Source organism: Nonomuraea sp. NPDC049152 (genome assembly GCF_040648355.1).
Classification (GTDB): Bacteria; Actinomycetota; Actinomycetes; order Streptosporangiales; family Streptosporangiaceae; genus Nonomuraea.
The window spans coordinates 30,106-48,973 of sequence record NZ_JBEZDO010000011.1 but is presented as its reverse complement, the minus strand read 5'-3'; the positions used below and the strand labels follow the sequence as shown (position 1 = coordinate 48,973).

18 protein-coding genes and 1 tRNA gene are annotated in these 18,868 nt (G+C 69.3%); 10 read left to right on the top strand and 9 right to left on the bottom strand.

The genetic code is table 11. The features are described 5' to 3' along the window. The first annotated feature begins 7 nt into the window (after positions 1 to 7). The 4 genes from gyrA to AB0B45_RS21150 all read left to right on the top strand — a co-directional run bounded on the left by gyrA (position 8) and on the right by AB0B45_RS21150 (position 3,801). The gene (gene gyrA / locus AB0B45_RS21165) at positions 8 to 2,509 is read left to right on the top strand and encodes a DNA gyrase subunit A (RefSeq protein ID WP_358132822.1); all 2,502 of its coding nucleotides are present in this window, start codon (positions 8 to 10) and stop codon (positions 2,507 to 2,509) included. 3 nt (positions 2,510 to 2,512) lie between these two features. Next, entirely contained in the window at positions 2,513 to 3,112 is a 600-nt protein-coding gene (locus tag AB0B45_RS21160) for a DUF3566 domain-containing protein (protein WP_358132820.1), read from the top strand. A 115-nt stretch (positions 3,113 to 3,227) separates the two neighbouring features. Beyond that, positions 3,228 to 3,304: transfer RNA gene (locus tag AB0B45_RS21155), tRNA-Ile, on the top strand. A gap of 113 nt (positions 3,305 to 3,417) precedes the next feature. After that, positions 3,418 to 3,801 carry a VOC family protein gene (locus AB0B45_RS21150; protein ID WP_358132818.1) on the top strand — a complete coding sequence of 128 codons (384 nt, stop codon included), beginning with the start codon at positions 3,418 to 3,420 and terminating at the stop codon, positions 3,799 to 3,801. Positions 3,802 to 3,968: 167 nt separating this feature from the next. On the opposite strand, the gene AB0B45_RS21145 is transcribed toward AB0B45_RS21150, so the two are convergent. The 5 genes from AB0B45_RS21145 to AB0B45_RS21125 form a co-directional block, all read right to left on the bottom strand. Next, complete coding sequence (locus AB0B45_RS21145; protein ID WP_358132817.1) at positions 3,969 to 4,199, bottom strand: hypothetical protein; 231 nt, start codon at positions 4,197 to 4,199, stop codon at positions 3,969 to 3,971. Positions 4,200 to 4,364: 165 nt separating this feature from the next. After that, positions 4,365 to 5,039, bottom strand: a complete 675-nt coding sequence (locus AB0B45_RS21140; RefSeq protein ID WP_358132815.1) for a response regulator transcription factor — start codon at positions 5,037 to 5,039, stop codon at positions 4,365 to 4,367. Then, on the bottom strand, positions 5,036 to 5,785 hold the full coding sequence (locus AB0B45_RS21135) for a histidine kinase (RefSeq protein WP_358132813.1): 750 nt from the start codon (positions 5,783 to 5,785) through the stop codon (positions 5,036 to 5,038). Before AB0B45_RS21135 ends, AB0B45_RS21140 begins: the two co-directional genes overlap by 4 nt. Before the next feature lie 735 nt (positions 5,786 to 6,520). After that, the gene (locus tag AB0B45_RS21130) at positions 6,521 to 6,805 is read right to left on the bottom strand and encodes a hypothetical protein (RefSeq protein WP_358132811.1); all 285 of its coding nucleotides are present in this window, start codon (positions 6,803 to 6,805) and stop codon (positions 6,521 to 6,523) included. Positions 6,806 to 7,380: 575 nt separating this feature from the next. Beyond that, a complete protein-coding gene (locus AB0B45_RS21125; RefSeq protein ID WP_358132809.1) occupies positions 7,381 to 8,040 on the bottom strand; it encodes an HNH endonuclease family protein in 660 nt (219 codons plus the stop codon). 70 nt (positions 8,041 to 8,110) lie between these two features. Between AB0B45_RS21125 and AB0B45_RS21120 the strand changes: the two genes are divergently transcribed. Beyond that, positions 8,111 to 8,359: a hypothetical protein gene (locus AB0B45_RS21120; RefSeq protein ID WP_358133356.1), complete on the top strand. Its 249-nt coding sequence runs from the start codon at positions 8,111 to 8,113 to the stop codon at positions 8,357 to 8,359. After that, positions 8,266 to 8,487, top strand: coding sequence for an inositol monophosphatase family protein (locus AB0B45_RS21115; protein ID WP_358133347.1), 222 nt, complete (start codon positions 8,266 to 8,268; stop codon positions 8,485 to 8,487). The genes AB0B45_RS21120 and AB0B45_RS21115 overlap by 94 nt, the downstream gene beginning before the upstream one ends. A 10-nt stretch (positions 8,488 to 8,497) precedes the next feature. Here the strand turns inward: AB0B45_RS21115 and AB0B45_RS21110 are convergent, their stop codons facing one another. From AB0B45_RS21110 to AB0B45_RS21100, 3 genes are read right to left on the bottom strand one after another with little or no spacing between them, the layout of a single operon-like run. Next, on the bottom strand, positions 8,498 to 10,960 hold the full coding sequence (locus AB0B45_RS21110) for an FtsX-like permease family protein (RefSeq protein WP_358132807.1): 2,463 nt from the start codon (positions 10,958 to 10,960) through the stop codon (positions 8,498 to 8,500). Then, positions 10,957 to 11,685, bottom strand: coding sequence for an ABC transporter ATP-binding protein (locus tag AB0B45_RS21105; protein WP_358132805.1), 729 nt, complete (start codon positions 11,683 to 11,685; stop codon positions 10,957 to 10,959). The genes AB0B45_RS21110 and AB0B45_RS21105 overlap by 4 nt, the downstream gene beginning before the upstream one ends. After that, positions 11,682 to 11,927 (bottom strand): hypothetical protein, encoded by a 246-nt coding sequence (locus AB0B45_RS21100; RefSeq protein ID WP_358132803.1) that lies wholly within the window; start codon positions 11,925 to 11,927, stop codon positions 11,682 to 11,684. The genes AB0B45_RS21105 and AB0B45_RS21100 overlap by 4 nt, the downstream gene beginning before the upstream one ends. A gap of 110 nt (positions 11,928 to 12,037) precedes the next feature. Here AB0B45_RS21100 and AB0B45_RS21095 point away from each other — a divergent pair, with 110 nt between their 5' ends. After that, positions 12,038 to 13,267 (top strand): sensor domain-containing protein, encoded by a 1,230-nt coding sequence (locus AB0B45_RS21095; protein ID WP_358132801.1) that lies wholly within the window; start codon positions 12,038 to 12,040, stop codon positions 13,265 to 13,267. Next, on the top strand, positions 13,255 to 13,893 hold the full coding sequence (locus AB0B45_RS21090) for a response regulator transcription factor (RefSeq protein ID WP_358132799.1): 639 nt from the start codon (positions 13,255 to 13,257) through the stop codon (positions 13,891 to 13,893). Before AB0B45_RS21095 ends, AB0B45_RS21090 begins: the two co-directional genes overlap by 13 nt. A 243-nt stretch (positions 13,894 to 14,136) precedes the next feature. On the opposite strand, the gene AB0B45_RS21085 is transcribed toward AB0B45_RS21090, so the two are convergent. Beyond that, complete coding sequence (locus tag AB0B45_RS21085) at positions 14,137 to 15,354, bottom strand: PP2C family protein-serine/threonine phosphatase (RefSeq protein ID WP_358132796.1); 1,218 nt, start codon at positions 15,352 to 15,354, stop codon at positions 14,137 to 14,139. A 187-nt stretch (positions 15,355 to 15,541) separates the two neighbouring features. On the opposite strand from AB0B45_RS21085, the gene AB0B45_RS21080 reads away from it, so the two are divergent. Both AB0B45_RS21080 and AB0B45_RS21075 read left to right on the top strand, forming a co-directional pair. Then, positions 15,542 to 17,044, top strand: a complete 1,503-nt coding sequence (locus AB0B45_RS21080) for a M28 family metallopeptidase (RefSeq protein WP_358132794.1) — start codon at positions 15,542 to 15,544, stop codon at positions 17,042 to 17,044. Between the two features lie 82 nt (positions 17,045 to 17,126). Further along, the gene (locus AB0B45_RS21075) at positions 17,127 to 18,635 is read left to right on the top strand and encodes a M28 family peptidase (protein ID WP_358132792.1); all 1,509 of its coding nucleotides are present in this window, start codon (positions 17,127 to 17,129) and stop codon (positions 18,633 to 18,635) included. Positions 18,636 to 18,868 lie beyond the last annotated feature (233 nt).

Sequence of the window (18,868 nt, the reverse complement as noted above, 5' to 3'; positions counted from 1 at the left end):
ATCACCTGTGACGGAAGTGAACACCACTCCCCCGGCTGACCGCATCGAGCCTGTGGACATCCAGTCCGAGATGCAGCGCAGTTACATGGACTACGCGATGTCCGTCATCGTGTCCCGTGCGCTGCCCGACGTCCGCGACGGATTCAAGCCCGTGCACCGCCGGGTGCTCTACGCCATGTACGACGGTGGCTACCGTCCCGACCGCGGCTACTTCAAGTGCGCCCGCGTCGTCGGTGACGTCATGGGCACCTACCACCCGCATGGCGACACCTCCATCTACGACGCGCTCGTACGGCTCGCGCAGCCGTGGTCGCTGCGCTACCCGATGGTCGACGGGCAGGGCAACTTCGGCTCGCCCGGCAACGACCCCGCCGCGGCGATGCGGTACACCGAGTGCAAGCTCGCGCCCATCGCCATGGAGATGCTGCGCGACATCGACAAGGACACCGTCGACTTCAGGCCCAACTACGACGGCAAGTCGCAGGAGCCCGACGTCCTGCCCGCGCGCATCCCGCAGCTGCTCGTCAACGGCTCGGGCGGCATCGCGGTCGGCATGGCCACCAACATCCCGCCGCACAACCTGCGCGAGGTCGCCTCGGCGGTCAAGTGGTGCCTGGAGAACCCGGACGCCACCGACGAGGAGCTGCTCGAGGCGGCCATCGGCCTGGTCAAGGGGCCCGACTTCCCGACCCGAGGCCTGATCGTCGGCCGTCGCGGCATCGAGGACGCCTACCGCACCGGCCGGGGCTCCATCACCATGCGGGCCGTCGTCGAGGTCGAGGAGGACGGCAAGGGCCGCCAGTCGCTGGTGGTCACCGAGCTGCCCTACCAGGTCAACCCGGACAACCTGGCGCTCAAGATCGCCGAGCTGGTCCGCGAGGGCAAGCTGACCGGCATCGCCGACGTCCGCGACGAGTCGTCCTCACGCGTCGGCCAGCGACTGGTGATCGTGCTCAAGCGCGACGCGGTCGCCAAGGTCGTGCTGAACAACCTCTACAAGCACACCCAGCTGCAGGACACCTTCGGCGCCAACATGCTGGCGCTGGTCGACGGCGTGCCGCGCACGCTCCGCCTCGACCAGTTCGTGCGGCACTACGTGGCGCACCAGATCGAGGTCATCGTCCGCAGGACCCGCTACCTCCTGCGCAAGGCCGAGGAGCGCGCCCACATCCTGCGCGGGCTGCTCAAGGCCCTCGACCGGATGGACGAGGTCATCGCGCTGATCAGGCAGTCGCCCTCGGCCGCCGAGGCGCAGGGCGGCCTGATGACGCTGCTCGACATCGACGAGGTCCAGGCCCAGGCCATCCTCGACATGCAGCTGCGCAAGCTCGCCGCCCTGGAGCGCCAGGCGATCCAGGACGAGTTCGACCACTTGATGACCCAGATCGCCGAGTACAACGCGATCCTGGCCAGCCAGTCCCGCCAGCGCGAGATCATCAACGAGGAGCTGTCGGAGATCGTCGCGAAGTACGGCGACGACCGGCGCACCGAGATCATCGCCTACGACGGCGACATGTCGATCGAGGACCTCATCGCCGAGGACGAGATCGTCGTGACGATCACCCGCGGCGGCTACACCAAGCGCACCAAGACCGACCTCTACCGGGCGCAGAAGCGCGGCGGCAAGGGTGTGCGAGGGGCGCAGCTGCGCCAGGACGACATCGTCGACCACTTCTTCGTAACCACGACCCACCACTGGCTGCTGTTCTTCACCAACAAGGGCCGCGTCTACCGGGTCAAGGCCTACGAACTGCCCGAGTCGGGGCGGGACGCGCGCGGCCTGCACCTGGCCAACCTGCTGGCCATGCAGCCGGACGAGACGGTCATGGAGGTCCTCGACCTGCGTGACTACGACGTCGCGCCGTACCTCGTGCTGGCCACCCGCAGCGGCCTGGTCAAGAAGACCAGACTGTCGGAGTACGACTCCCCCAGGACCGGCGGTCTGATCGCGATCAACCTGCGCGAGGACGACGAGGTGATCGCCGCCCGCCTGGTCTCCGAGGAGGACGACCTGCTGCTCGTCTCCAAGGGCGCGCAGTCCATCCGCTTCACCGCGACCGACGACGCGCTGCGCCCCATGGGCAGGGCTACCAGCGGTGTCATTGGCATGAGATTCCTAGAAGGTGACGAACTTCTCGCCATGAATCGCATGGCAGATGGTGAGGACGTGCTTATCGCCACCGAGGGCGGGTACGCGAAACGGACACCTGTCGAGCAATATCCGGTTCAGGGGCGTGGCGGCAAGGGCGTGCTGACTGCGAAGATTGTTACCTCTCGTGGAAAGCTGGTCGGAGCTGTCATGGTCAACCCGGAGGACGAGGTCTTCGCGATCACGTCCAACGGCGGGGTGATCCGTACGCGTGCCGTGGAGATCAAGCAGTCTGGCCGTCAGACCATGGGAGTTCGCCTGATGAATCTCGCCGAAGGCGACAGCGTCGTGGCCCTCGCTCGGAACGCCGAGTCGATGGAGACTTCGGTGGAAGCTGAGGAAGACGGGGGAGGAGAGTAGTCCATGAACGCCCAGGGCGGTCCCGCGAAGACGACATCGTCTCGGGAGAACGGGCAGAAGCCCGCAAGGCCCAACGAGACAGAAGTTCTTGACCTCACCAAGGACGCGACCCAGGCCGAGGAGGAGCAGCAGAACGAGACGATCCGCGTCCGTCCCTCGCTGACCTCCGAGGCCCCGCCGCCGGCAGTCGAACTGCCGAAGAAGAAGGCGGCCGCGGCCTCGCGCCTGCCTCGCAAGGCGCACCTGGTGCTGCGGCGGGTGGAGCCGTGGTCGGCGATGAAGTTCAGCTTCGTCGTGTCCCTGGTCTGCTTCGTGGTCCTGTTCGTCGCGGTCGCCGTCCTGTACGGCGTTTTGTCGGCCATCGGGGTCTTCGACTCGATCGTCCAAACGGTCAACCAGCTGACCCAGGCCGATGGGCAGACCACGGGGAGCTTCGACATCTCCTCGTGGTTCGAGCCGGTCAGGATCCTCGGGTACACCGCGCTGATCGGCGCGGTGAACGTCGTGCTGATCACGGCGCTGTCGACGTTGGGCGCCGTCATCTACAACATCGCCGCCGACCTGGTGGGCGGCGTCGAAGTGACGTTCAGCGAGGCCGAGTAGATTCCTTGCCGTGTCCTGGACGCGGCGCGAGCAGCGCCCGGGACACGGTAAGCTCTTCTCGTACGAACAACGGGTTCGCCTCCACCTGGTGGATGCGATAACGTTCTTTGTGCGCGGGGCTATAGCTCAGACGGTTAGAGCGCTTCCCTGATAAGGAAGAGGTCCCAGGTTCAAGTCCTGGTAGCCCCACCAGCAGAAACGCCCCGAAGCGATCAAGCTCCGGGGCTTTTTTACTGCAACTGCTGCCGAACGTTATCTGGCCGTGTTCCGCGCGGCGGCCGGCGACAGTGAGAGTATGTGATCTCATGGCGCGCGTAAAGGACATCGTGGTCGACTGCCGGCATCCGGCCTCTCTGGCCCGGTTCTGGGAGGCGGCGCTCGACGGCTACCAAGTCGCCCCGTACGACGAAGCCGAGCTGGAACGCCTGCGGAGCAACGGCATCGACGATCCGGAGGACGATCCGAACGTCCTGGTGGAGGCGGGGCCGGGGATCAGGCCGCGCTTCTTCTTCTCGCTCGTGCCCGAATCGAAGGTCGCCAAGAACCGGATGCATCTGGATCTGACGGCCGACGACACGGACGCCGAGGTCCGCAGGCTGGTCGGGTTGGGCGCGCGCGTGCTGGTCGAGCACGACGACTGGGTGACGATGGCCGATCCCGAGGGCAACGAGTTCTGCGTCATGCGCTGATCCCGAAGGCCACGCCCGCCCCGGCGCGGATGCCTCTCCGGACGCCCACCAGTGGTCGAGGTGGAAGCCTGATCGTCCCGCTTTCCCGACGGGTGGGACGACGGTGACGGGACGATCAGACATCGCTCACCACGTTGCGGGGCATCCGTTACTGCGCCTGCCTGACCTCAGGGGAGCCTCCAGGAGAGGAACCCCTCGGAAACATCAGCCTGGATAAAACCAGCCCCGACCAGTTCCTCTTCGATCGTCTCCCGCACAGGACGGTAGGCGTGGCCGATGATCTCCTCCTCGTTGATCACCTTGTCACCTTCGGTGATCCGGTAGAGGTAGCGGGCCTTGCACGCCTCCTCGCTCGACTCGAGGATCTCCGACAGGACCGTGTACGTGTGACGGCCCACCTGACGTGATCCGGAACGTTGATCATCACCATGGCCTCGACCGGCTCATCCAGATCAACGCTCAGCGCGTCTCGCCGGGCCATCCCTTCCTGCCGATGAACGTGCGCACTTCTTCGACCACCTGAAGTGGGCGGCTTGTTCGATGGGGCCGAACAGCCTTGCGGATCACGGCCGCTCGGGGGTTCCGGCACGCACCAGACCGCATTCGTAGGCGTGGACGACGGCCTGTACTCGGTCGCGCAGGCCGAGCTTGGACAGCAACCGGCTGACGTGTGTCTTGACGGTGCCCTCGGACAGGTAGAGGCGGTCGGCGATCTCGATGTTCGACAGGCCGCGGGCGATGAGCCCCAGCACCTCGCGTTCGCGTTCGGTCAGGACGTTCAGGTCGGCGGTGGACGTGACCTGTGCGGGCGCGGTGCGGACATACCGTTCGAGGAGCCGTCGGGTCGCGCTCGGCGCCACGACCGGGTCGCCGCGCGCCACCATGCGGATGGCCGAGAGCAGGTCGGACGCGAGTGTGTCCTTGAGCAGGAAGCCGCTCGCGCCGGTCTGGAGCGCGGCGTAGACGTACTCGTCGAGGTCGAAGGTCGTCAGGATCAGCACCCGGGTCCGGCCTGCGTCGTCGCGGGCGCAGATGCGGCGGGTCGCTTCGACGCCATCGACCTCGGGCATCCGGACATCCATCAGTACGATGTCCGGCTGCAGTTCGAGCGCTATCGCCGCGGCCTCGGCGCCGTCGCCTGCCTCACCGACCACCTGCATGTCCTCCGCGTTTTCCAGGATCATGCGGAAGCCGGTGCGGACCAGGGCCTGGTCATCGGCGAGGAGTATGCGGATCATGCATCGCGTCCTTGGATCGGAAGTGCCGCCCGAACGACGAACCCGCTGCGGGGCCCGGGCCCGGTGGCGAGTCGGCCATCGAGCAACCTCACGCGCTCACGCATGCCCCGCAGCCCGTTGCCGGCGCCATCGCTCTTGGCCAGGCTCTGCCCGTCGTCGCTGACCTCGATGCCGACCTCTGCTTCGCCGTACGAGAGGACCACGTTCGCCTTCGCGCCCGTACCGGCGTGCTTCATCGTGTTCGTCAGCGCCTCTTGCACGATGCGATACGCCGATAGGTCAACGGTCGACGGCAGTGCCGCAGGGGTGCCTTCGACCTGCAGCCGCACCGGCGTGCCTGCCCTTCTCACCTGGGTGAGCAGCGTGGACAGTTGCGCGAGCCCGGGCTGCGGGTGCCACGCGTCGTCCACCTCGCCCACCGTGGTGAGCACTCTGCGCATGTCGGCGAGGGAGTCGCGTCCGGTATTGACGATCGCCTCCAACGCGGCCCGGGTGTCGGTGGGTCTGTTGTCCAGCGCGGCGGCGCCGCCCTGCGCCTGGATCACCATCACCGACAAGCCGTGCGCGACGACGTCGTGCAACTCCCGGCTGATCCGCCCGCGCTCGGCGGCCACCGCGAGGGCCGCCTGCTGGTCCCGTTCTCGTTCGAGATCCTGAGCGTGCGCGTGCAGCTCGTCGAGGTACGCCCGGCGGCTGCGCGAGCCGGAGCCGATCGCCCAGGAGGCGACCAGGGCGGATCCGAGCACGGGAAGGCCGCTCCAGGCGCCACGCCTGCCGGCCGACCATGTGGACACTGTCGGCCCCGGTCGGCGGGGCGGTGACCGGACCTATCGGAGGGTTGGTCACCGCGAGGAACGCCTCCGGCAGCCCGCGTGCTGGACTCGTGGCGAGCGCGTAGTACAGGCTCCAGCCTGTGGCGAGCAGCAGCAGGCCGGCCAGTGTCGCGAGTGAGACGGCCCGGCCGTAGCGGGTGGCGACGGTGTATAGCAGGATCGGCACGCCCAGATCAACGATCATGAAAGGCAGGGCCTGGGCCACATGCGTCACGGTGGATAGCGTGCAGACGGCGAGCATCGGCAACGGCCAGCGCCGGCGGCGCGCGACGCCCCGATGTACCTCAATTCGGTGGCACCAGGATCGCCTGCCGCCGAAGGGGGCTGCGGCCTGGTGACGGTATGCGCTACATACACGTGCCGCAGACCGGTGGCGTGGTTCAGCTCGACGGCTCGACGGCAAGGGGAGGCCGAGTAGGCCTGAGCCGTTCGGCCAAGCTGAAGGCGCATTACCTGCCGCGAACCTGTTGAAGCGGCTTGGAATTCACTTACCAATCTCACCTTCTTGACCGAATTGGTGGAGCAGATCCCTGATGGGTCGACTTCATTGGGGGTCGGCCCTTCAGCTATGGAATGGTTTGTTTGATCGGGAGCACGTTTCCGCTGATTCTCGGGAGTCCGCCCAGCGGGCGCTACCGAAATAGCGGCTCATGCACCTGCCCGCTCGCTCTGACGGCTGGGCATAGGAGCCGCAGGCAGCGCGATCCTCAGGCTCTCGGCGGCATCTTCGCCGGCGGCCGCTTCCGCTGGCGGAAGCAGAGCCTTGGCGAGGCCGGTCACCTTGTCGAACAGATCAAGGACGAACTTGCGCCCCGGCTCCCGCCAAATGAGCAACGGCAAGGGAAGAGCCATCGCCAGGAGGAGCGGCGTCAGAAGGAACACTAGGAGGCCGCCGAGGGCGACTCTCTGCCAAGTGGCATGAAGAACGATCATGGGGGAGCCCTTGTTCATGTGCCGCCGTGAGATCCCGGACTGATGTGCCCGAGTGATGCTCGCCAGCCAGCGGCCGGTCGAGAGGGATGCCTCTCGCCTAGGGCTCGACCGTTACGCCGCTCTCCCCTGTCAGAGGCTGACCATGGAGGTCAGCGTTAAGAGCCACCCCGCAGGACGGGCGGCTCGATCATGCTTGCTCATGTGCCACACACGTACAAGATACTCCCCATTTACCAAAAAAGCGGTGCCGGACCCTCTTAGTGTGTCCCACCTGGGCATATGTGTTTAGGCCTCTCTAAATTGCCTGGAAACAGGTAAGGCGGGAACCGTTGTCGGGCGTGCCTGGCAGCTCGGGCCGAGGGATTTGCTCCCGACATGCGGGCGTCTAGCGTTTATCGTCGAAAAACGCCTGAAGTAACCCATAACCCGGCAGGTTGACCCCTACGGTGGACACTTCCGGCTTGCCAAAGACGGGCTCTCCGCTAGGTCGGCGGGTGTACGGCACGCGGCCGGGACTCCGGGCGAGACGCTCGGTTCAGTTCGCTTCGCGGCGGTCCCGGCCGGCGTGTGGAGGATCATCCTCGGCAGGTGCGGAGCATGTTGAGCAGGGCCACCTTCTCCTTCCGGGTCACGAACAGGCGGTAGTGATGCTTCACGGTGATCCATGAGGTGGCGTAGCGGCACCAGTAGCTACGGCGCGGCGGACGCCAGCTCTGCGGCCCCTGGCCGCTCTTGGCGATGTTGGCGGAGTGGCTGACCACGATCAGCTCGGGGCGGGTGAGGTCGTTGGCGAAGGCGCGCCGCCGCGCCTGGCTCCATTTGCTGGCCCCGGAGCGCCAGGCGTACGCCAGCGGCACGACATGATCGACGTCGACCTGCTTCTCGCTTCTCAGCCGCTTACCGTCATAGGGGCTGTACCAGATGCCCTTGACCGGGTGGCAGGCCGCGTTTCTGCGCACGTGTCGCCCGTCGCGGGCCAGGACCATCTCTCGTGCGTCGCACCTTCCCTTGTGGTGTGCCCATCGGGGCTGGAACCGGCGGTGGCTGTAACCACGGATCGATAAGGGCCCCGCCACTTTCACCTGGGCCAGCATGCGGCGGGCCGGCGCACCGGCATCGGCCTGCGGACGCTTGCGCGGCTCGGCTGCCGCCGGTGGGCTGGAGGTGACAGCGGTGATCGGGATGACCAGAAGCGTGAGTACGGCGACTCGGACGGTCCGCCCCAAAGAGATCATGGTTCCACCCATACCAGTCACTCCCCGTCGACGGCAGCGATATTCAAGGCATCAAAGGGCGATTACGAGCATGTGGCGCTTCCCGAAGACGGCGTCACAGACCGATGGCCAGGTGGCGACCAGGCCGCTCAGGCCGGTGTACGCCAGGGCTATGGTCGAGGCCATGTGGATCGACGAGGTGACCGAGATACTGGTCGAGGCGGCCGAGGTCGCGATCCTTCCCCGATTCCGCGCGCTGGCCGATGGAGAGATCGCCGAGAAGTCGCCCTGTTCCAGCGGACGCTGCCATGGGACCACGCACCCGGTGCCCTGCTGCTGACCGAGGCGGGCGGTGTCGCACGCCGTCCGGACGGGAGCCCCTACCGGCCCGCCGACCCGCGCTCCGGCTTGCTCGACGCCGCGGACGAGACCTGCTGGAACACCGTGCGTGCGCTCCTGCTGCCCTGACTCGGCGGGGTCAGGCTCGGCGGATGATGCGGCGGGCGGGCAGGTCCATGGCCAGCCAGACGATCGTCGCGATGGCGAGTACGGCGGCGGGGGCGAGCCAGAGGGGGCCCGCCGGCCAGGGGCGGGACAGGAATCCGATGCTCAGCATCGTCAGGGGGGCGGCGACCAGGAGGAGTCCGGATCCGGCGGCCGCGGCGGCTATGACCAGGGCTTCCCAGCGGATCATGGCTCGCAGTTGGCGGGGGGTGGCGCCCAGGTGGCGCAGGGCGGTCAGTTCGGCGGTTCTTCCTGTGGTGGTGGCCACCAGACGGTTGGTGACCGCGACGAGGACGTAGCCGAGGAGTACGGCGAGGACCGCCAGGTTCACCCAGATCTCCCCCGAAGGTTTGCCCAGGTGGAGGGCTGGGTCGGTGGACAGGACGATGCCCGGCCACTGCTTCTGGAGTGCGGGAAGGAGGGACGCGCCGGGGGCGAGCCGTACGAGGACGGTGGAGTTCAGGCCGGTGGTGGTGTGACCCGCGGCGAGGTCGCGGGAGACGACGATCGGGCCGAAGCCCAGGGCGCGGGTGTAGGTGGCCACCACGCGGGCCCGTACCCGGGTGCCGTCGCCCATGGTGAGGTCGCGGTGTTCGCCGAGCTTCCCCGCGCGTTCGTCGAGTGCGATCGTGTCGCCCTTGAGGGCGGCCAGGCTGCCTCGCGTGATGCCCAGGTCCACCAGGTCTTCCGCGTCGGGGCCGAGCACCATGGCGGGCCTGGGGACGAGTCGGCGGGCGTCGTCGCCGATGGCCAGGGACCGGGTCAGCACGGTGGTCGTGGAGAACGCGGTGGCCGCGGTCACGCCGGGGGCGGCGCGTACGTCGGAGAGCAGGCCGTGCGGGATGCCGCCGAGGACGGGAGCGGTGATCACGGCGTCGGCGTGGATTCCCTGGGCGGCCTCGTCCCCCGTGGCCTTCGCGATCGTGGTGTCGGTCAGGACGACGCTGAGCGCGAGGGTGACGACCATGCCGAGCGCGGCGATGGCGCCCGCCGTCCTGAGTGCGTAGCCGTGGGTGTTGTTCACCGCGAGCCAGGCGGTTGCGGACAGGCTGGGGGGAAGTCGCCGGGCGAGCAGGCCCGTCGCCCGCTGGACCAGCCAGGGTCCGGCCAGGGCGAGACCGATCACGGCCAGGAGCGCCGCGGTCGCCGGGCCCGCCGCCGCGATGTCGGTGCGGATCAGCAGCGGGACCGCGGAGAGCACGATCGAGGCCAGAATGAGCAGCAGTCCGCTGTTCGTGCGGATCCGGGAGGGGGTGCGCGGCTCGCTGTGCGACTCCGCGACGGCGGACACCGCCGACATCTGCGAAGCGCGATAGGACGCGCCCCAGGCTGATGTCCTGACCACGGCGAACAGCAGCAGCGCGGCGGCCAGTGCGGGGAGGGGGCTGTAGGACAGCGGGAGGTCGCCGGGCAGGGTGCCGACCGAGACCAGCAGGTCGCCGAACCGGGCGGCGAGGAAATAGCCGAGCGCCGCTCCCGGGATGATCGCGGCCAGGGCGGCCGCGGTGCCCTGGACGGCGACGAGCCTGCGCACCTGGCGCGGGGTGGCACCGGCCGCCCTCAGCAGTGCCAGGTCGCGGCGCTGCTTGTTGATCGAGAGGGACAGGCCCCCGGCGACCACGAAGCCGACGATCATCAGGCTGATTCCGCCGATGGAGGCGGGCAGCGCGATGAGCATGCCGCGGGCTGCGGCGGTGCCGGGGGATTCGGCATCGCCTCTGGCCTGGCCGGTGGAGATCTCGTACCTGTCGCCGAGCCGCTTGCCGAGGTCGTCGGCGAGCGCGGCGGGGGAGACTCCGGGTGCCGCGCGGAGCGCGACGAGGTCAAAGGTCTTCGCGCGCGGCCCGGTGTCTCTGGCGGCGAGCCTGGACGCGGCCGCGTCGCTGAAGTAGGGGCCGGGCGCGTCGACGAGCGCGGTGACCCGATAGTCGCCCACCGTGCCGCTCGCGACGACGCGCACCCTCTGACCGAGGTGCGCACCCGGGGTGGTGGACGGCAGAGCGATCTCGTCGGCGGTTCTCGGCGCGGTGCCGGTCATCTTGAGCGCGGGCACGTGGGTGAACGCGGCCGAGGACCATCCGTGACCGGTGCCTGCCGTACCGGGAATGCGCGGGTCGTGGGGGAGGACGGTGGCGGGGAAGCTCAGGTCGCCGGCAACGGAGGCGACGCCGGGTGCGGTGGCCAGCCGGGTGACCAGGGACGCGGGCACCACGGCCCGTTCGGGCAGGGCGACCGGCAGGTCCTCCTTCTGCGGGATGGTCTGCCTGGCCGAGACGATCACGTCGGCTCCGGCCAGGCGCTGGGTGGAGACGCTGGACCGCAGGCCCGACTCCACGATCACACCGGACCCGGTGAGCAGGGCCATCCCGCCGAACACGGCCAGGAACGCCACGACGAGGCCGCTGAGCCCCGCCATGGCGAGAGTTGTCCTGATCACCTGGCATCCTCCAGTACGGCGGTGAGCCGGGTGAGGCACTGGGCCAGATCCGTGGCCGTGGGGCCCGACAGCAGGTCCACCACCCTCCCGTCGGCCATGACGAGCGTGTCGTGGGCCCTGGCCGCGGCCGCGGGGTCGTGGGTGACCATGACCACGGTCTGGCCGAGGTCGTCGACCAGCTCCCGCAGCAGGTCCAGCACCTGCGAGGCGCTGCGCAGGTCGAGCGCGCCCGTGGGCTCGTCGGCGAAGACGACGTCGGGGCGGGCCGCGAGCGCGCGGACGATCGCGGCGCGCTGCTGCTGGCCGCCCGACAGCTCGGCGGGCCTGTGGTGCAGCCGCCCGCCCAGGCCGACCCGCTCGACCAGCTCGCCCAGCCAGGCGCGGTCGGGCCGGATTCCGGCCAGGCGGAGCGGCAGGGTGATGTTGTCCTGGATGCTGATGGCGGGCAGCAGGTTGTAGGACTGGAAGACGAACCCGATGTGCTTCCTGCGCAGTTCGGTGCGTCTGGCCTCGTTGAGCAGGGTGGCGTCCACGCCGCCGATGGTGACCGAGCCGGAGGTGGGCGTGTCGAGCCCGGCCGCGCAGTTCAGCAGCGTGCTCTTGCCTGAGCCCGAAGGCCCCATCACGGCGACGAACCGGCCGCGCGGGAAGCCGAGTGAAACGCCGTCGAGCGCGACGACGTCACCGTGCTTCTTGACGACGTTGGTGAGGGTGACGACGCTCATGCGCGACGGCGTGCGACGAAGTGATGGGTGATGAGGCCTGCGATGCAGCCCACGGCGATGATTCCGGCACCCATGCCGACCAGCGTGCTCGTGCCGCCGATGGTGTTGCCGACGATGTTGGTCGCCGCGCTCACGATGAAGACGACCCACAGCAGCGCGCGAAGCGCGACGCCACCGCCACGCCGCCCGGAGGCGGGCGCGGTCGGTCGGCCGGAGGGGTCGAGGTGGTAGGGATCGTTCATGCTGATCACCCTAAGAACCCGCTTCACCTGCGGAAACCCCGCCAGCAACCCAAAAGCCGGTAGTGCAGGCTGTAGTGATCCGACCGGCCGCTCTGTCCTAGGGTCATGGAATGACCCGTGACGCCTTCGAGGCGCTTGAACGCCTGGCAGGCGGCCTCGGCACCGCTTTCCTCGCCCTGGCGGCGCTCGTCTCCTGGGTTCTGGTGGGGGCGGCCTGCGCCGTGGGCGTGGGGCTGCTGTTGCTCCCGGCGATGCTGGCGCTGACCAGGGCGGTGGCCGAGCGGGAGCGCGGGCGGCTGAACCGCTGGGGGCTCGAGGTGGTGAGTCCCTACCCGTTGGGGGAGGCTCCAGTGGGCTGGACGGCCAGGCTGCGGGCCGCCCGTGCCGACCCCGCGACGCTTCGCGACCTGAGCTGGCTGGCCGTCCACGGCACGGTCGGTCTGTTCCTCGGCCTGATCGCCGTCATCCTGCCGATGATCACGTTGCGCGAGGCGACCTTCCCGCTGTGGTGGCGGTTGCTGCCTCCCGACATGTGGGTCACCAGCTTCGGCGTTCCGGTGACGACCTGGCCCGCGATGCTGGCGGTGGCCCTGGGAGCCGTGATCGTTCAGGTGATCGTCATAGTCCTCGGCCCCCGGATGGCGCGATCGCAGGCCAGGTCCGGGATACGGCTGCTCGGCCCGCACCCGTCGATCGACCTGTCGCAGCGGGTCGCCCGGCTCACGGCCACGCGGGCGGGCGCGTTGCGGGCGCACGCCGCCGAGCTGCGCAGGATCGAGCGGTCGTTGCACGACGGCGCGCAGAACCGGCTGGTCGCCGTGGTCGTCATGGTCGCCGCGGTCAGGCGGGCGCTGGCCCGCGACCCCGCATTGGTGGAGCTCGCGCTCGACCGCGCGCAGAGCGCCGCCGAGCAGGCACTGGCCGAGCTGCGCGGTGTCGTGCGCGGCATCCTCCCGCCCATCCTGGAGGACAGGGGGCTGGACGGGGCGCTGAGCGCGTTGGCGGCGGGCAGCGCGGTGCCCTGCGGGCTGGCGGTGGGCGAGCTGGGGCAACTGCCGCTCTCGGCGGAGACGACCGCCTACTTCACCGTCGCCGAGGCGCTGACCAACGTGGCCAAGCACAGCGGCGCCCAGCGGGCCCACGTGACGCTGAGCCGCGACGGCGACCTGCTGCGTGTCGTGGTGACCGACGACGGCATGGGCGGGGCCGTCGAAGGCGGGGGAGGGACCGGGCTCGCCGGTATCCGCCGCAGGGTCGAGGCGCATGACGGCGTCGTCACACTGACCAGCCCTCAGGGCGGGCCCACCAGGATCGAAGTGGAGTTGCCATGCGGATCGTGATCGCCGAGGATGACGCGCTGCTGCGCGAGGGCCTCGCGTTGCTGCTGACCGGGGAGGGGCTGGAGGTGGTTGCCGCCACGCCCGACGCCGACGGGTTCCTGTCCGCGGTCGCCGAGCACCACCCCGACGTGGCGGTGGTGGACGTGCGGATGCCGCCCACTCACACCGACGAGGGCATCAGGGCCGCGGTCAAGGCCAGGCGGCTGCACCCGGAGCTGGCCGTACTGGTGCTGTCGGCGTATGTCGAACAGGCGTTCGCCACCAGCCTGCTGGCCGAGGGCGCCCATGGGGTGGGCTACCTGCTCAAGGAGCGGGTGGGCAGGGTCGAGGAGTTCCTGGACGCGCTGCGGCGGGTGGCGTCGGGCGGCACCGCGATGGACCCCGAGGTCGTCAGCCAGCTCTTCGCCCGCCGTAGCGACCCGTTGGAGCGGCTGACCGTCAGGGAGCGCGAGGTGCTCGCGCTCATGGCCGAGGGGCTGGGCAACACCGCCATCGCCGAGCGGCTGGTGGTGAGCGACGGCGCCGTACAGAAGCACATCCGCAGCATCTTCGCCAAGCTCGATCTGGCCCCCACCGACCAGCTGGATCGCAGGGTCGCGGCGGTCCTGCACTACCTGGAGAGCTGATCCTCGCGCGGCGGCTGTAGGCGGCTGGAGATCGGCGCCCGATCGGGTCTGTCCGCTGCACGTGCCACCTGTGATCTGCCTGCGGTGCTGGACGCCATCCACCGGCTGATCCGGCCCGGTGGGCTGTTCTTTCTCGGTGTGTACGGCGGTGGCGGCCTGAGCGGCGAAGGTCCGCGAGGAGAACTTCATCTACGGGCTCGATCGGCTCCTCGACGGCCTCCAGGCCAGGCTGGACCGATGACGCTACAGACGGAGTCGGCGGTCGGCGGGGCCGTACCACTCGGCGAGCAGGACCGTGGCGTCGTCGTCGAGCCGGCCGTCCCGGAGGGTCATGATGCTCTTGACCAGGCGACGGAGGGTTTCGGGCACGGGGAGGTCGGCGGTGTTGTGGCGGATGATGAAGTCGACGAACCTGTCCAGGCCGAACTCCTTCCCCTCGCGGCCGCCTGCCTCGATGATGCCGTCGGTGTAGAGCAGGAGCCTGTCGCCCGGCTCCAGCTGTTCCCTGCACAGGAAGATGGGAAGGCCGAGGTCCAGACCCATGGGGTGGGCGGGAGGGCACTCCAGCGTGACGGTCCAGCGGCCGCCGCGGATGATGATCGGCGGGTGGTGGCCGCGGTTGACCCAGGTGAGCAGGCCGGTGTTGAGGTCCAGGTCGGCGACGACCGCCGTCACGTAGCGTGTGCTGCGCCCGAACTCCTCGATCAGGACCCGCTCGATCGCCTCCGTGTTGGGGGCCAGCGACATGTCGTGGCGGCGATGGTTACGGCAGGCCGCCATGGCCAGGGTGGCGGTCAACCCGGCGGAGACGTCGTGGCCCATGGCGTCGAAGACCGCGAGGTGCAGGATGTCGCCGGCGATGGCGTAGTCGAAGGCGTCACCGCCGACCTCGTAGGCGGGCTCCATCAGGGCGCTCACGGTCACCCTGTGGGTGGCGAAGGTCAACGGCGGCATGAGCCGCCACTGCAGTTCGGCGGCCACGTTCATCGGCCGGGAGCGGACCAGGCGCGCGTAGGAGTCGCTGTGGGCGCGGTGGCTGACCACCAGGAGCGCCACCAGTGACGCCAGTGGCCGCATGGCGTCCTCGGCCTCTTTGCGCCCTTCGGGGATGGTGACCCGCAGGACGCCCAGCCGTTCGGTGCCGTCCAGGATGGGCACCCACCAGTCGGTGGTGCCGCCGCCGGGAGTGGCCTTGGCCAGGATGCGGACCTCCTGGAAGGCCCGCCCCGCCAGGGTGGCGTCGATGTCGAGCTCCGCCGGGTACGAGCCGGTGTCCTCGCCGTGCCCCGTCAGCAGGCGCAGCACGCACTGCTGGAGATCGGTCACGTAGATCAGGACGGGGTCCAGTCCCGCGCGGGCCGCGTACAGGCTCACCAGAGACGGCAGCTGCTCCAGTGGCGCCAGATGGTTGGCCTCCAGCAGTCCGGTGAGCATGTCCTCGATTCCGGTGGAATCGTTCATAGCGGCACCTTCGTTCGGCATTCACCTGCCTCATACCCATTGTCGCGTCGCTATCTTGAGCCCAGAGCCTACGGAGGGTGACGAGGAGCCGGATCTGGGCCCTAGGCGCGTATCGGCAAACGAGGTACGTTCCAAAAGGCGTGAGCTCGGGGGATCTTGCTTACGCGTGGTCTCTTGGAGGAGCCTGATGCACTTATCCTTCCGCAAGGCCATCACCGTGGCCGCGGCCCTCGCGCTACCGCTCTCCCTGTCCACCCCCGCCGGAGCCGCCCCGGTCGACGACGTCTTCGCGAAGCTGCTGGTCAAGCAGGTCAAGGGCGCGAACGTCAAGAAGCACCTGGACGCCTTCCAGGCCATCGCCACCGCCAACGGCGGCACCCGGGCCGCGGGAACCCCCGGCTACGACGCCTCCCGCGACTACGTGGCGGGCAAGCTGCGCAAGGCCGGCTACAAGGTCACGCTCCAGCCGATCAACTACGTCGACAGCTGGACCGAGAACTCCCCGCCGGTGCTGGGCTCCTACGTGCCGAACGAGGACTTCTTCACCTTCCAGCCCTCTCCGGCGGGCGACGTCACCGCGCAGGTCCAGGGCGTGGACCTGACGCTGCCGCCCACGCCGACGCCGACCTCCACGAGCGGCTGCGAGATGTCCGACTTCTCGGGCTTCGTCGCGGGCCGTATCGCGCTCATCCAGCGCGGCACCTGCCCGTTCGCCACCAAGGTCCGCAACGCGGGCGCCGCGGGCGCGTCAGGGATCATCGTCTTCAACGAGGGCCAGCCGGGCAGGACGGAGGCCTTCCCCCTCGACCTCGGCGAATGGCGGGCAGGGGTACCGATGGTCTTCGCCGACTTCGCCGTCGGCAACGCGCTGGCCGGCACGCCGGGCGCCGGCGTCCGCCTCAAGGTCGACGCCACCCTCGTCCTCGGCACCAACGAGAACGTGATCGCCGAGAGCAGGTTCGGCGACCCGAACAACGTCGTCATGGCCGGCGCGCACCTCGACAGCGTGCCCGAGGGGCCCGGCATCAACGACAACGGCTCGGGGTCCGCCGCCATCCTGGAGACCGCCCTGCAGATGAGGCACTTCCCGGTGCGCAACAAGGTGCGCTTCGCCTTCTGGGCAGCGGAGGAGATCGGCCTGCTCGGCTCCGACCAGTACGTCGAGAAGCTGCCCCAGGCACAGCGCGACCGGGTCAAGCTCTACCTGAACTTCGACATGGTCGCCTCGCCCAACTACGCCTACAAGCTGTACGACGGCGACGACTCCGACAGCACCGGCTCCCCTGCGGGCCCGCCCGGATCGGCTGAGATCGAGCGGCAGTTGAAGGCCTTCTTCACCGGCCGGAGCCTGCCCACCGTCGGCACCGACTTCGACGGCCGCTCCGACTACGGCCCGTTCATCGCGGTCGGCATCCCGTCGGGCGGCATCTTCACCGGCGCCGAGCAGCTCAAGACCGCCGAGGAGGCCGCCATGTTCGGCGGTACGGCGGGCGTCGCCTACGACGTCTGCTACCACCAGGCGTGCGACACCGTCGCCAACGTGAACGCGACCGCGCTCGACGTCAACGCCGACGCGATCGCCGACTCCGTCGCCCGCTACGCCTTCAACACGCGCGACATCCCCGGCAGGGAGGCCGCCTCGGCGGCCCGCGCCGCCGTACGGACGGCTACCGGCAGCGCCGCGAGCTGACAGCGCCCGTGAGGGAGGGCGGTCTCCCACGCAACCGCCCTCCCTCCATCGCACCCTCTGTCCACCCCCCACGGAGGAACCGATGAAGTCCCGCATCCTCGTCGTGGCCGCCGCGCTCGCGCTGGCCGCGCCCCTCATCCCGACCGCTTCGGCGGCGGCCGTCCGGCTGGCGCCGCCGAACATCTCGCTGGCCAACGTGAAGGCCCACCTCGGCCAGCTGCAGTCCATCGCCTCCGCCAACGGCGGCAACCGCGCCCACGGCCGTCCCGGCTACCTGGCCTCGGCCAACTACGTCAAAGCCCAGCTCGACGCGGCCGGATTCCAGACCGCGCTGCAGTCGTTCACCTACAACGGCGCGACGGGCTACAACGTCATCGCCGACTGGCCGGGCGGCAACCCCGACGACGTCCTCATGGTCGGCGCCCACCTCGACAGCGTGACGGCGGGGCCCGGCATCAACGACAACGGCTCGGGCAGCGCCTCGATCCTGGAGAACGCGCTGGAGGTGTCGCGCCAGGCGTTACAGCCGACCAAGCACCTGCGGTTCGCCTGGTGGGGCGCGGAGGAGCTCGGGCTGCGCGGCTCCCAGTTCTACGTCAACAACCTGTCGACCACCGACCGCGCGAAGATCAAGGGGTATCTGAACTTCGACATGGTCGGCTCGCCGAACGCCGGCTACTTCGTCTACGACGGCGACAACTCCGACGGCGTCGGATCCGGTCCCGGCCCGACGGGCTCGGCCGAGCTGGAGCGGACGCTGCAGGACTACTTCGCCTCGATCGGCGTGCCGACCAGGGGCACCGATTTCGACGGCCGCTCGGACTACGGGCCGTTCATCTCCCGCGGCATCCCCGCGGGCGGCACCTTCACCGGCGCCGAAGGCATCAAGTCCAGCGCCCAGGCCCAGCTCTGGGGCGGTACGGCGGGGCAGGCCTTCGACCCCTGCTACCACCGGTCGTGCGACACTACGGCCAACATCAACGACACGGCGCTGGACCGCAACGCCGACGCGATCGCCTACGCCGTGTGGACGATCGCCACGGCCGTGCCTCCGGTGACCGTGTGGTCCGACGACTTCGAGACCGCCACGGGCTGGACCGCCAACCCGAACGGCACCGACACCGCCGCCACGGGGCTCTGGGAGCGCGGCGACCCCGAGGCCACCACCTCCAGCGGGACCAAGCAGGTGGGCACCACGGTGAGCGGCGTCAACGACCTGGTCACCGGACGGCTGGCGGGAGCGAGCGCGGGCGACCACGACGTCGACGGCGGCCTCACCTCGATCCAGTCGCCTCCGGTCACGCTGCCTGCCAGTGGCGTGCTGCGGGTGTCGTTCTCGTGGTACCTGGCGCACGGCAGCAACGCCTCCAGCGCCGACTTCTTCAGGGTGAAGGTCGTGGGCGGCACGACCACCACGGTGTTCCAGCAGCTGGGCGCCGCTTCGGACCGCGATGGCGGATGGGCGGCGTCCACCGCCGACATCTCGGCGTTCGCGGGGCAGACCGTCCGCGTCGTGTTCGAGGCGGCCGACGCGTTGGGAGCGAGCCTGGTGGAGGCGGGCGTCGACGACGTCATGATAACCCGCCAGTAGCCCCGTACGACCCGGCGCCGCTCCTGTCCCAGGGGCGGCGCCCTTTCGTCCCGCGGGCCCGCCCATCCGGCCGATCCCGCCGGATGGCCTGGGCATGGCCCAGCATGCCGAACAGGTGGTCAGCCTTGGGGGGAGGGAGACCGGCCTATCACCTTTCCTCCCGGGTAGTTCCTACTTCATCGCGGCGAGCTTTCCGCTCTCTTTGTCGCTTGTTGCAACGGCCGTGGTGTGCC